Source organism: Coleofasciculus sp. G3-WIS-01, assembly GCF_040223135.1.
In the GTDB taxonomy this organism is placed as follows: domain Bacteria; phylum Cyanobacteriota; class Cyanobacteriia; order Cyanobacteriales; family Coleofasciculaceae; genus Coleofasciculus.
The window spans coordinates 1-13377 of the sequence record NZ_JAVJZI010000263.1; the positions used below are offsets into that span (position 1 = coordinate 1).

Annotated in this window: 11 protein-coding genes; 3 read left to right on the forward strand and 8 right to left on the reverse strand. The window is 45.2% G+C overall.

The features are described 5' to 3' along the window. Positions 1-196: 196 nt before the first annotated feature. Both RIM23_RS28055 and RIM23_RS28060 read left to right on the forward strand, forming a co-directional pair. Entirely contained in the window at positions 197-784 is a 588-nt protein-coding gene (locus RIM23_RS28055; protein ID WP_446371407.1) for a Uma2 family endonuclease, read from the forward strand. A 25-nt stretch (positions 785-809) separates the two neighbouring features. Further along, on the forward strand, positions 810-929 hold the full coding sequence (locus RIM23_RS28060; protein WP_446371463.1) for an HNH endonuclease: 120 nt from the start codon (positions 810-812) through the stop codon (positions 927-929). Between the two features lies 1 nt (position 930). Here RIM23_RS28060 and RIM23_RS28065 read toward each other — a convergent pair whose 3' ends face one another. The 6 genes from RIM23_RS28065 to RIM23_RS28090 all read right to left on the reverse strand — a co-directional run bounded on the left by RIM23_RS28065 (position 931) and on the right by RIM23_RS28090 (position 10419). After that, positions 931-3042 carry a hypothetical protein gene (locus tag RIM23_RS28065; protein ID WP_446371409.1) on the reverse strand — a complete coding sequence of 704 codons (2112 nt, stop codon included), beginning with the start codon at positions 3040-3042 and terminating at the stop codon, positions 931-933. A 503-nt stretch (positions 3043-3545) separates the two neighbouring features. Continuing rightward, a complete protein-coding gene (locus RIM23_RS28070) occupies positions 3546-4124 on the reverse strand; it encodes a Uma2 family endonuclease (protein ID WP_446371411.1) in 579 nt (192 codons plus the stop codon). Between the two features lie 234 nt (positions 4125-4358). Further along, entirely contained in the window at positions 4359-6188 is a 1830-nt protein-coding gene (locus RIM23_RS28075) for a hypothetical protein (RefSeq protein WP_446371413.1), read from the reverse strand. Between the two features lie 267 nt (positions 6189-6455). Next, complete coding sequence (locus RIM23_RS28080) at positions 6456-8180, reverse strand: flavin reductase (RefSeq protein ID WP_446371415.1); 1725 nt, start codon at positions 8178-8180, stop codon at positions 6456-6458. Between the two features lie 99 nt (positions 8181-8279). Continuing rightward, positions 8280-8657: a GxxExxY protein gene (locus tag RIM23_RS28085; protein WP_446371417.1), complete on the reverse strand. Its 378-nt coding sequence runs from the start codon at positions 8655-8657 to the stop codon at positions 8280-8282. Positions 8658-8700: 43 nt separating this feature from the next. Next, positions 8701-10419: a diflavin flavoprotein gene (locus RIM23_RS28090; RefSeq protein WP_446371419.1), complete on the reverse strand. Its 1719-nt coding sequence runs from the start codon at positions 10417-10419 to the stop codon at positions 8701-8703. Positions 10420-10646: 227 nt separating this feature from the next. Here RIM23_RS28090 and RIM23_RS28095 point away from each other — a divergent pair, with 227 nt between their 5' ends. Further along, a complete protein-coding gene (locus RIM23_RS28095) occupies positions 10647-10856 on the forward strand; it encodes a hypothetical protein (RefSeq protein ID WP_446371421.1) in 210 nt (69 codons plus the stop codon). A gap of 10 nt (positions 10857-10866) precedes the next feature. Here the strand turns inward: RIM23_RS28095 and RIM23_RS28100 are convergent, their stop codons facing one another. Then, the gene (locus RIM23_RS28100) at positions 10867-11541 is read right to left on the reverse strand and encodes a hypothetical protein (protein WP_446371423.1); all 675 of its coding nucleotides are present in this window, start codon (positions 11539-11541) and stop codon (positions 10867-10869) included. A gap of 12 nt (positions 11542-11553) precedes the next feature. Next, on the reverse strand, positions 11554-13374 hold the full coding sequence (locus tag RIM23_RS28105) for a S8 family peptidase (RefSeq protein WP_446371425.1): 1821 nt from the start codon (positions 13372-13374) through the stop codon (positions 11554-11556). Between the last annotated feature and the right edge of the window lie 3 nt (positions 13375-13377).

The following is a 13377-nucleotide window of genomic DNA, read 5'->3' on the forward strand; positions in this document are numbered from 1 at the left end:
TAATGGAGCCAATAATATTGCACTTGTGGGGCTGTCTATAAACCAGCCTGGAGGCACGGGGTTATCGTGCAAGTTAAACAGAACTCCCAGATACGTTCAGCTTAACTTGTTTGATGACTTCAGGGCTACTGAAAACCCAGACCTCTGCGATAGCAGGTCTGGGTAGTTTATTTGATATACTCTTCCCCAACCTGCCATGCTGACAACCACCAACCGCCTGACTCTTGAAGAATACTTGAAGTACGACGACGGGACAGACACTTGCTATGAACTGGTTAATGGAGAGCCAGTCCCGATGAGTTTGGGTACTGGAAAACATGGAGCCATTTCAAAATTTTTGGAACGCACCTTTGATAACCAATGCGCTCAAATAGGACAAGAATGGACAGCCTTGGCTGGAGTCGTCGGCGTGCGTTCTCCCCGCGCTGGTCGATGGGATACCGTTCGTATTCCCGATGTCGTTGTGATTCCTCCAGAACAGTGGCGTAAACTGCAAAATCGCGAAGCCGTTATTGAATTAAATGAACCCCCACCTCTACTCGTTGTTGAAGTCGTCAGCGAATCGACAAAAAGCACCGACTATCGTGCAAAACGAGCCGAATATAGCGTTTTAGATATTCCTGAATATTGGATTGTTGATCCTCTAAATGCTAAAATCACGGTTCTCACGTTAGTCGAAGGTTGGTATGACGCGGTGGAGTTTGTTTGCAGCGATTTGATTCAATCGGGGATATTTCCTCGCCTCGAACTTACGGCTGAACAACTATTAGGTGGTAATGTTTAATTCAGCCTGATCATTTCTTTGTAACATTACTGCCACGACTTTTGAGTTTGAACACACTATACCGCGATCGGCAGGTAAAAAGACGGTGTTTGATAATCTTTGTTTGGCTGATCTAATCTGCAATCAGGCGATCGCTCAAGATTGACTTATCTGTTACATTCGCTATCAAATGCGCTGCTATTTTCTAACCGCAGAAAATGTAGCCGCCCTGATGCCTCACCTGCAACAATTGTGATCCCATCAGGTGCAATAGCATAGCAATTTAACCAAGTATCTCCAGTGAAACTAGTAATCAAATTTTTAGTTTCCAAATTAAATATTTTTATTGTACCAGATACAATATATATTTCCCATTTTCTAGGTGGATCAACTACTATTGTCTTTCTCCAGTTCGCAAAACCGTTTTGGGTATAAATTATTTTTTTTGTTTCGAGTTCCCAATAAATAGTTTGATTCATCGAACTAGAAATTATATGTTTACCATCTGGTGTGACTTTCACATGCCATACATAGCCAGTATGCTCTGTAAAAGTAAAAGCCTCCTCTCCGGTTTCTAAATTCCAAATCTTGACTGTCATGTCTGCTGAACCTGAAATTAATTGCTTACCATCGGGTGTAACTGCTATAGCGTTTACATGACGGGTATGACCTTTAAAGGTTTTTAGGTTCTTTCCTGTTTTTAAATTCCAGGATTCAATGTTGCCAGAACGCAACCCAGCAATCACTTGCTTACCATCTGGTGTGACGACCAAATCATGTACGGAATTTCTAAAGTTATTAACATCTGTAAATGTATTTGATTTTTTCCCATTTTCTAAATTCCAGACTTTAATGTAACCATCCTCTGAACCAGAAATTGCTTGTTGACCATCCGGTGTCACTGTAATGGTTTTGATCGCCTCTATACGTTCATTCTGAATCAAGATTTTTTTTGCCTTAACGGCTTCCAAATCCCAAATTTTTATCGTCTGGTCACTTGAACCAGATATCAAATGTTTGCCATCTGGTGTCATAACCAAAGAAAATATCGCACCAACATGACCGTTCCAAGTGACAAGCTCTTTTTTCGTATTCAGATCTAAAATCTGGATAACACCGTTTGCTAAGCCAGAAATTAGTAACTTACTATCGGGGGTTACTGTCAGAGTACTTACCGATGATCCTACCCGTTCTATTTCTGGACAGAAAGTAAAAATATGTTCTCTTGTTTCTAGATTCCAAATGATCGTGTCAATTCCAGCAGAAATTAGATATTTTCCATCCGGGCTGATCGCTATATTTTCCAGAAACTCCGGATTACTCCATAACGTAAAAACTTCTGTTAGATCTGCCAAATTCCAGCCTTTTATAGTGTCACAAGGAAAGTGTTTGATAGGTTGCTCCTGTAATCCAGAAGAGATTAGCAACTTACCATCTGGAGTGATAGAGACAATTTTTACTCTATCTGTATGAGCCTTTATTGTTTTTATATTTTTTCCGTTTTCTAAATCCCATAGTTTAATAGTCTTATCCCATGAACCAGAAATTAACCGCTTGCCATCTGGCGTAACTGCGACAGATACGACAGCATCTGTATGACCTTCAAGAGTCAAAATTTCTCTTCCTGTATTGACATCCCAAACTTTGATTGTTTTATCTGATGAACCAGAAATTACTCGCTTACTATCTGGTGTCAGTGCTATGGCATTTACCCATTCGCTATGACCTGTCAAAGTTAGTAGTTGCTCTCCTGTTTGAAAATTCCAGATTCTAATACTGTGATCAAGTGAGCCAGAAATTAATTGTTTGCCATCGGGTGTGACGACAATAGAACTTATTGAACTCCTGTGACCTTCAAAAGTGCGTAGCAACGCTCCCCCAGGTGATATTAGGCTTGGAGTCAAAAGTCGCAGCCAAGGTTGCTTCCTCTGCTCTATCTGTTGCAGCATCGCTTGAATCTCCGGCATCTTAAACGAGATTAAGCGACCCCATAGTTGTCCTGCCAGTTGCGTCTTATCTTCTACCAAAATATGCGCCGATAACCGCAGCGCCCCTTGAATCAATCTCAGCGTTTCTGGGTTTTCGACGAATTCATAATCCTGAATCAGCGACTGCACGCCCAAGGCATCCAATTTCGCCTCGATAAAATCAAAATCAGTTAGCAAACGATGCAATCGCTGAAACTGTCCCGCTTCGCCAAAATGAGTCGGTAGGGTTTCTAAGGCATATCGTTGCCTTTCTGGTGACATTGTCGCCAATTTTTGCCTTAATTCACCCATGACTATCTTGGTTGAGAGTACATCTGGAATTGGAGAGACGGGGACAAGAGGGAGAAGAGAATCACAGAACTCACGGAATTGAGTCGTTTAGATCCCCCTAAATCCCCCTTAAAAAGGGGGACTTTGATACCAGTGGTTGTTAAGTTCGTGAGGTAATTTATTGGTTATTTTATCCATTGTCGCTGATTAGTTATCCTTTTTCTATAATTTAGGTATACCTCATAAACCTGTAATATGCTGTAATTTATTGTTCTCCTGTACCATAAAAGCGAAGCAACATCTGGTCTCCCCCATGGAACAAAAAGCGAAGCAACATTTGGTCTCACCCATGGAACAAAAGCGAAGCATCCTTTGGTCTCCCCCTTTTGAAGGGGGACGGAAGGGGGATCTAATAGGGGGACGGAAGGGGGATCTCAAGGGAAGAGGGGGATCTATAAAAGAAGAGGAGGATCGGCACAACAGTTGATGGATCAATAATAACAAACTGAACAGGTGAGTTAATATCAACCTCCAGCATTAATCACTCTTTCACTCGTTAAATCCAAATCCGGTAGCATCGGTGAAATAATCTGCTGATTACCCGGAAAAACCCGCTCCTCATAAAGCCCTTCCACCCACTCTAGCACTGTAACCCGTTGTTGTATTGGGTCAACAATCCAATATTCGGCAATCCCCCGCGCTGCATATTCAGAACGTTTATACCGATAATCTCGGTCTGCATTTTCTTGTCCCGGTGACACCACCTCAACCACTAACTGAGGCGGGGGCATATCAATAATTATTGTAGACCGACTTGCTCCCTCTAACGCCGTTGCCAGTTCCTCAGAAAGTACCATTAAATCGGGTAAGCGCGTTGTTGCTCGTGAACCACTCACCACAATTTCCGCCCCAATTCGCAAGCGATAGGAGGGAATTCCTTGTTGGAGAAAATGGCTCAGTAAAAACATGACAATGCGCTGATTTAAATCGCTTTCTGGTGGCATAACGATTAATTCTCCATTAACCAGTTCATACTGAGTATCTGTCCTGTCGTTATAGTTAAGATACTCCTCAAGCGTCATTTTTGGGGATGTGATGGTCATGATTGCTGTGTCTCCTAAAAAGCTTATTGAACACCCGCCCGGAGTTCAAACTCCGGGCTAATAGCTCAAGTCAGCTAAAGCTGACTGAATATGGATTTTAGTCCACTTTAGTAGACTTTCGCTTTTGGTTCCTTGGGTTTGAACCTAAGGCGGTTGGTGAGACTTGAGTTTAGCGCTAACTTATCGTGGGAGATTTGAGCGTTTATGGCGCTAAAGCGCAACTACAAACTTTAATTACAATCCTAATTCCTCGGCTAAATTATCGGCAATCAACGCATTAATATCTCGAATCGTTATCCCCGCCTTTTTAACTATCTCCTTACGATGGAGAAAATCCTGGAAACTGGCATGATAAATACTGTAGCGGGTTTGTCCTTCAATCTGTTCCTCCCGTAAAAATTGATCCCAATCATCCAAAACTTCCTGCACCGTTAACGCATCTTCTCCGGCAAATTGGGAAATCAGTGAGGATGATACAGGTTTCCGGGCTTCCGCTAAAACATAGACGATTTTAATCTTAGTTCGCGGTAAGGGTTTAGCTGTCATCCCCATGCGTTGCCAATGCTGGTAATAATATTGCTGTAAGCCTTGGGGTAAGTTGGCAAGATTTAAATCCTGATACGCGCCAGACTCGATATCTTCTAAGACATAGCGCAAATACATGAAGTTGCGATCGCTCTTTTGTGCCAGAGTGGTGATAAAGGTGGCTGTGTCTTGTCCCTGATTCTCTACCCATTGTTGTAACGAGGGCTTTTTCTGAACCTGTTGCTCAATATAACGCTGTACGTCTTGTAAACTTTCTGCCCCATACTCCATTAAATTAAATAGGTAGGGCTTATTCACTGTTAATGGAACATACGTCTGGCGTTTTGTCAAGATAAAATAAACTCCATTGGGTAGAGACTGGGGAAGATAGAGAACATTCGCCCCATCTGTTTGACTCTTCATCTCCACCTCATCCAACGCATCCACCGCAATCACGACGGGGGAATGTTTAGGGGCAAGTTCGGTTAACAGTCGCGCTAAGAAATTGCCATCGCGGGTATTCTCTGGATGCAAAGGCAAATCATAAGGTAACTGATAGCGTTCAATTAACTGGCGGCAAACACTCTTGAGGAAATCATCAGCGCGATTGATGCCTTGCGATCGCACATTAAAGTATGCCACACATCCGGTCTGTCGCACATATTCGGCTAATATGGCACTTTTGCCGACACCGGGATCAGCTTCAATAATAAAATAACCGTTCGGCTGTTGTTGTAAGAAGTCCTGAATTGCCCCAAATACAAACTCCCGCCCGACAAATCCTTCTGTCTTCTCCGCAATCAGGGATTGAAACTGAAGCGGAACCGCCGGATGTGTGGATAACTGGTTATGGATACATTCTAAGCAGCCTTTAATTTCGCCCATGTCTCGCCCTAGATGTGTCAGAGAGGTTTCGATATCCTCAACCGTCACCTGCTGGCGTTTCAAATTAGAATTAATCTGAGTCAGCAATTGTCCCTGAATCATCTCCCGCAGTACCGGATTCTGCTGCATCTCCACTGCGAAACAGGCACACATCCGTTCAAACAATCCCACCTGGGGCGTTACAGCCACCTTTTGGTAAAGTGCGATCGCATGCTCCTGCTGTAAAATTACCTTGAGTTGCTGACGTACCACCTGAACCGTATCCCCAGCCCCATCTGAGGTTAACAGGGAGTCAATATCCGCTACAGGTGTCGCCGCTAATTCGCCAAATTCCCCTTTTTCCAGCTTCTGCAAATCCGCCTTTAGCCGTTTTAACTTGTGGTCTAGCCAACTTACCTCATTTTTGTACTGAGGTGGACAATCCCAGATACTTTTATTCTCACCAATCAATTCACTCCGACAATCTTCCACCAAACTTTGCTGCGCCAACAAAAACGCCCGCCCCACCGCCCTTTGTATCGTCGGCGTCTCCCCAGGTTTCAGGCGATTCATCATCCTGATTAAAGTATCCAACCCCAAATCCGCCTTATTCCCAATAATCCCCGATAGGGCGGCGACAAAAACAAACCCTCCTAACCCGGTAATCAATTCCATCCCATCAGTCTCCTATCCCATAGCCTTAACCTCTATCTTGACATTGACCCAACCGCCATCCTCTAGGATATGTCCAGTAATAGCCATTCGTGGCAAGCAAAACATAGAGACATTCCTCCTGAACGCCTCTCAATTATCAACCCAACTTTATCTTCTCCATACCGATAAAACTTGCACCCCAACCGCTAACCCCCTCTGCGTTCCTCTGCGCTTTCCCTCTGCGTTCCTCTGCGTTAAAAAAATACCCTATCCCCCCATCCCCCTGCACTAATAATGTGTCCCCGACTTACGATGATGCACCGCCGTTACCCCCTCCGATAACACCTTGCCATTCGTCACCACCCCATAAATCAACCAATGATCCCCGCATTCCATCCGATTATCCACCGTACATTCCACATAAGCCAAAGCATCGCTAAGAATCGGACAACCATTTTCACCCGTCCCCGTCGCCACCCCCGCAAATCGGTCTTCCCCTGGGGCAAAGGGTTTGAGGAAATGCTTCATTAACCCCAAATGCTTCCCTTCCTCCAGAATATTCACCACAAATTGATCCCCCTGATACATTAACGACTCAATCGCCCGATCTTTCGCCACTGCAATAGTTAAACCCGGTGGAGTAAAAGTGGCTTGGGAAATCCAATCTGCCAACATCGCCCCCGTGAGTTCTCCCTGCTTCGCCGTAATAATACAAAGTGACCCAATTAACCGCCCCACAGCCTGTTCTGTGCGGGCAACTTGGGCATCACTGACAGGTTGGCGGGATTTGCGGGATTTCTTGGCTTTCTTCAAGGCTTGGGCAAAATCTGTTCCCGCTTCTTCGGCGTATTTCAGTGTGGCTTCAGTGGGCTTAAACTTAACCCGAATCGTCTCAAAGCCAAACTGATACCCCGCATCCTTAAACTTATTTTCAATCAAATCAATTGCTTCACCACTCCAGCCAAAAGACCCAAAAACACCCGCCAGTTTAGTTTTCGTCGCCGTTGATAAAACAATACCCAAAGCCGTTTGAATCTGGGTGGGTGCATGACCCCCTAAAGTAGGAGAACCCATAACAAACCCCTCGGCTTTCTCTACGGCGGTGCGAATCTCTTCCGGGTCAGCGATTTCGCAGTTAATCGATTCTACACCAACCCCAGCTTTAGTCATCCCCCGTGCGATCGCCTGGGCAACGGTACCGGTATTCCCATAAGCAGAAGCATACAACAGGGCGACGGTGATGTCCTGTGTTTTTTGCCTCTCACACCACTGGCGATAGGATTGGGTCAGGGGAATTAAGCTATAGCGTACCAATTGCCCATGACCTGTAGCATAAATCCTTGCTTGCACCTCCTCCAACTTATCCAGCGCCTTTTCCACCTGTCGCGCATGGGGTGCCATAACGCAATCGAAATAATAGCGGCGGTGTTCGCTAATCGTTGTCCAACCTTCATCTAATACTTGATCACCACACAGATGAGCACCAAATAACTTATCGGTAAATAGAACTTCTGTATGGGGGTCGTAGGTACAAAGGGCATCGGGCCAACGAGGGTTGGGGGTGGGGATAAATTGTAGATGATGACCCTTGCCTAAATCCAGGGTTTCATCCCCCCGTACCACAGTTACTTTTAAATCCGGTGCATCTAAGATACCACGCAGCGCGATCGCACCGGGATTGGAACAGACAAATTGTATCTGAGGGGCGAGTTTGAGTAAGGCTTTTAGAGTAACGCCTCGGTTGGGATTAACGTGACCGAGTATCACATAATCGATTTGTTTGGGGTCAATCCGGCGTTGCAGTTCGGTTAAAAAGATTTCGGTGAAGGATTCCCCAGGAGGGTCAATCAGGGCGATTTTATCCGCTTGAATCAGATAGGAATTGGCGGTGGTGCCGCGTTGCAGGGCATATTCGATTTCAAATTTGAGTCTATCCCACGTCCGGGAACGGAGAACGGTGGTGTCGGAGGCGATGGGGAGGACTTGAACGTCGCGAGGGGTAGGAGAGTTCATAGGTTAGTTGGGGGTGATGGGTGAATGGTTTTTTAACGCAGAGGAACGCAGAGGAAAGCGCAGAGGTTCGCAGAGGGGGTTAGAGGTTCGCAGAGGGGGTTAGAGGTTATTGACGACTCGTTTGATGCCGTCTTTGAGGTGGATGACGTTGAAGTTGATTAGGAGTCCGAGTTTATGGTGGGAGAGTTTGAGGTAGGTTAGGAGTTGGGCGGTGTGGATGGGATGCAGGGCGTCAACGGCTTTGAGTTCAACCATGACTTTGTTTTCGACGAGTAAATCGACTCGATATCCACATTCGAGGCGAATCTCTTCATAGACTAACGGTAATGGTTTCTGGGGTTCAAAGTTTAAGCCAGCCTTGTTCAGTTCATACCTCAAACAGGCTTCGTATGCTGACTCTAATAAACCCGGTCCCAACGCCGTGTGTACCTTCATCGCCAACCCAATCACTTTTCCCGACACCTCATTCTCACTCATCCCTCTGCGCCCCTCTGCGTTGACCTCTGCGTTCCTCTGCGTTTTAATAGTAATTCCCCACTTTACGATGGTGAACCGCCGTCAGCGCATCCGCCTTAGACACTCGTCCGGCATCAACGGAGGCATATACAATCCAATGGTCACTCAACTCCATGCGACTTTCCACCTTACATTCCACATAAGCCAACGCATCCGTAAGAATCGGCGATCCATTCGTCGCTGTTTGAGTTTTCACCCCTTCAAACCGATCAGCACCAGGGGGAAAGCGCTTGAGGAAGTGCTTCATTAATGCCTGATAATTGCCCTCTTCTAGAATATTTAGCACAAAGCGATCGCTTACTTGCATTAACGACTCAATTGCCCGATCTTTCGCCACCGCAATGGTTAAGCCGAGGGGTTTGAAGCTGGCTTGGGATACCCAGGAGGCTAACATGGCACTTTTAATATCACCTTTTTGGGCGGTAATAATATAAAGTCCGCCACTGATCCGTCCTAGGGCTTTGTCGAGATCACTATCCAGGGATTTCCGTTGCTTAATTTCGCGATCGCGAGTAAGAAGTTGCCCCATATCTGTTCCGGCTTCTTCGCAGAGTTGATAGATGGCTTCGGTGGGGGTTTCTTTGACCCGAATCGCGGCAAATCCTTCTTTGAGTCCCAGGTTGCGGAATTGACTCAGTAGGGGGTCTATGGGTTCGTCATCCCCCCCATAAGATTCAAAGATACCCACGACTTGCTTGGATTTTACGGCAGCGAGGATGGTACTCACAGCAGCTGTGGCGGCTTTATTCGAGGCGGGAGGCATAGCAATGGCAATTCCCCCGGCGCGACTGACGGTTTCTTGGACTTCTTGTGGATCAGTCGATTTTAAGTCCATCATTTCCACGCCCACCCCAGTTTTGGTGATGCCTCGGGCAATGGCTTGGGATAGGCGATCGCTATATCCGTAATCGGATACGTAAAAGACTACCACAGAGGTTTCTGCTTTTGCCTGGGCTTGACTCCAGCGCCGATACCGATCCAACCATTCGGTGACATGATGAGATAACAACGGACCATGACCCGTGGCGACGGTGGTTACTTCTGGGAGTTTATCCATCCGTTTCAGGGCGGAGAGAACGGAACGGGCATTGGGTGCCATTAAGCAGTCGTAGTAGAAGCGGAAGTCGGCTTCTATGGCACTCATGTCTTCGTCGTAGGTGCTATCAGAACAGTAATGCATCCCAAAGGCATCACAGGTAAACATGACTTGGGTTCCGGCATCGTAGCTGAAGATGGTGTCGGGCCAATGCAGGTTGGGGGCATTGACAAATTCCAACACATGCCCTTTGCCTAAGTCCAGTTGATCGCCGTTTTTCACGATTTGCTGTTTAAAGGGGTGATGCACCAAGTCTTCCAGGAATTGAATGGCAACTTTTGACCCGACGACGGTAATCTCTGGCGCGAGTTGGACGATATCCTTAACTAAGCCACTGTGATCGGGTTCGGTGTGGCTAATAATCAGATAATCAATCTGGCTGGGTTCAATGAGTCCCTTGAGGGTATCTAAGTAAAGTTCACGAAACTTTTCATGGGATGTATCCACCAGGGCAATTTTCTCACCCCGAATCAGGAACGAGTTATAGGTGGTGCCGTTTTGCAGCCCAAACTCAATATCGAAGCGATCGCGATCCCAATCTAGGGAACGGATAGCCGTTGTATCTGGCGCGATTTCGCCCGTCTGCATGGTTAAGCGCTTCTGGGTGCGATCGGTGAGTACTACCATTGATGTTGACTCCTGTATCAGCAAGACTTATTAAAAGATTTATTTTTTCTTCATTTTTACACGATTAACCCCAGAGGCTTTATCAGAAATCCTTATAGGTCTTGAGTAGAAATACCTATCACGGCTTTTGAGTGAGTCGGATTAACTGCACCGAATCGTCATCATAGAGAATAGGTAGAGTGTAGACAATTCTGCTTGTATTGATACTTGTATTAACCGAAAATTCTATGAACCAGCCTGAAGAAACCTTTGAATTGCGCTTGCATCCACGGGCGACTGAGACAATATCACTCAAGATTCCTACAGACACAGTGGAGTCTCTCAAAAAAGTGGCGGCTAGTCGAGATATGTCATTGGATGCTCTATTAAAGTTTTATATGGGTCAAGGATTACGATATGATTTAGCTAAAATTTTTGACTCAAAACTATCACATTAAATCATTTATATCAAGCCCCCACTCGTACACGAGCCGCTTTGAGAGTTACTCGATTTCGTAACGCTTGGTATAACTCTATCTCCTCGGATTCATGCCAAAATAGAACAACTAAACCATATCGTTGTTTATAGTCAAATCCTGTCGGGAATCTTTGCTGACAACCGACAACAAAATGAATAACTGGTTCCGTCTCACCATCAGGTATTATTAGTTTCGGTTTTCTTGACCACTTTATCCTTCTAACTTGCAGTGTTGACCACTGAACGTCAGTTTTGGGAGGTCGTAGTTTTATTTCCTTGCCAGGAGGAAGAAGATCAACATCTTGTGCGGCATTTCTAGCTCGATATATTTCCACCTCTTCAGTCGTTAGTCCATGCAATGCCTCAATCCACATTGTATTGGCAAGATACTCTTTTCGACTGGATTGAACTGGAGGGTCATAAGCAAGTGCAACCGTGATACCTCTCTTTCCTTTGGTGAAAAGAAACACTTGAGGAACAGCTACACGATAGATGTGAAGTTTATCTAACTCAACCTCATCCATCGCAACTAAACGAACTTGATTTTTTTTAGACCAAGTTAAGTCGTCTACTGAACACATTCCGTAACCCACTAAACGAAGTGTTTCTTTCTCATCATCTAACCAATCTGGAGGACATGGAGGAGCAATAGTTGCGCTACCCACCAACGCACGAATTTAATTCGCAGATGGTCTTTGCCCAAGAGTTGCCTTTAAGCTAACAGCAGCAATAGCAGCAGCATGAGCAACATGGGGACAGGCAAAAGAAGTGCCATTTCTTGCGGTAATAAATCGTCCATTGCTCTCTCTTTGCAGGGTTGGCTCTCCTAAAAATATGAAAGACCGATTCCAACGGGGACTACCTCCAGCCATTGTCTGAATTGCCCAATTTCCTCCATAGGCTACAATTTCAGGTTTAACTGCAAAATTTGTGACTCCATAAACAAGCCCCGGACCAGTTCTCGTGAAGGGTGCTGGTGCATTAGCTGGCACACCTGCGAAAGCATCTTTTAACCGAGGACCTGTATTCTGTTGGTGATGCCCCAGTGCATCTGATCTAGCTATTGCACCAACGGTAAGAACAAGAGCGGCTGTACTAGGATTACAAATTCTTTGATTCTCATCATTTAATAAATTTTCTCGGATAGCTTTCTGAGCTTCCTCTCTTGTATAAACGGCTTCTGGTATCGGAGGGTCTGGACGGTTCCCAGTAGCTTGAACGATAACAATATCTAGTTCTCTCGCTAATTCATCGAGTTTCTCTGCCCACTGAAACTGCCCCCCTCGATGGTATACTTCATCTCTTGAAGCAATTGAAAGATTAAATATTGAACACTGCCTTTCATGAACAAAGTATCGAATAGCATCTTCGATAATCAACTCTGCACGGCGGTTTGCTGGGATATCAACTTCTTTTGAAATACGATTATGGCATAGCACTTTCGCACTACAAATCCTAACTCTAGGTTGCCATTGGTGACTTTCGATACACTTGGTAATATCACCGTGGACAACTAAACCTGCAACCGAGGTTCCATGACCATTCAAGTCAGTTGTCGTGTTTTCTCCAGTATCAAAATCCCGCTCTTCAATCACCCAATTTGCCAGTAATGGATGTCCTGATATCACACCACTATCTACTACACAGACAAGAGGGTCGTCATCCAAAGGAATTGGTACAGGGTCAGGAAGTGTAATCTCACCAAAGATTTGCGAGTAAGCTTGTGACAATTTAGGAGGAAGATCAACACGAGCAACCCAGTCTAACTCCAGAAGAACTTCAGCTAATTGTCTAGAACCATAAACTTTAATTAGCAGCAAACTGGATGTGCGTACTTCCTCTGTTAATGCACCGCCATACTTGGCACACATTGAGCGGATATCATTTAGCACTTGGCGAGCATCTGAGGGATCTCCAGGATGCCAAAGATCAACATCTACATAGAATGACTCAACATCAGGAAATCCCTCTTCACGGAGACGCACTCCAATTCTTTCATCTCGCGATACAGAACGCACGGCTTGTAGAGCGTCACAAAATTCTTGCCTCTTCTTTAAAGGCAAAACTTCAATATTATTAGCTTCTGTTCTATAGAGTCGAATCTCTTCTCGTAAATGCTGACGAGACGTTTCAGTAGGAAATTGAACAAGAAACCGATATCGTTCTTGGTTTCCAACCTTATCCTTATATTCGCTAACAACCCAAGCCTTAAAACGCTGCTCAAAAATCTCTCGCAGATCAAGATTGACACTATTGAACTCTAAAACGAAAAGTTTGGAAGGCTCTATTCCACAACCTTGACGAACTTGAGATATTTGTTGAACTGCCTCAGTTATACCTTGAGAAACATCTTGAGCATGTTGATGAAGGTCTTCTGGTGTGGGAGGTTTTGGTCTGGGAAACTTATGGTTTGCTCGCCGCCTATCGGGTTGACGTCTTACATCCCGAACAAACTCAATGTGCAAATACTGACCCGAACCCGGTTTAAGTGTTGGCATAAT

Coding starts and splice junctions, on each gene's coding strand:
- RIM23_RS28055 (WP_446371407.1), top strand. CDS start 197: ATGCTGACAACCACCAACCGCCTGACTCTTGAAGAATACTTGAAGTAC.
- RIM23_RS28070 (WP_446371411.1), bottom strand. CDS start 4,124: ATGACCATCACATCCCCAAAAATGACGCTTGAGGAGTATCTTAACTAT.
- RIM23_RS28105 (WP_446371425.1), bottom strand. CDS start 13,374: ATGCCAACACTTAAACCGGGTTCGGGTCAGTATTTGCACATTGAGTTT.
- RIM23_RS28075 (WP_446371413.1), bottom strand. CDS start 6,188: ATGGAATTGATTACCGGGTTAGGAGGGTTTGTTTTTGTCGCCGCCCTA.
- RIM23_RS28085 (WP_446371417.1), bottom strand. CDS start 8,657: ATGAGTGAGAATGAGGTGTCGGGAAAAGTGATTGGGTTGGCGATGAAG.
- RIM23_RS28080 (WP_446371415.1), bottom strand. CDS start 8,180: ATGAACTCTCCTACCCCTCGCGACGTTCAAGTCCTCCCCATCGCCTCC.
- RIM23_RS28065 (WP_446371409.1), bottom strand. CDS start 3,042: ATGGGTGAATTAAGGCAAAAATTGGCGACAATGTCACCAGAAAGGCAA.
- RIM23_RS28095 (WP_446371421.1), top strand. CDS start 10,647: ATGAACCAGCCTGAAGAAACCTTTGAATTGCGCTTGCATCCACGGGCG.
- RIM23_RS28090 (WP_446371419.1), bottom strand. CDS start 10,419: ATGGTAGTACTCACCGATCGCACCCAGAAGCGCTTAACCATGCAGACG.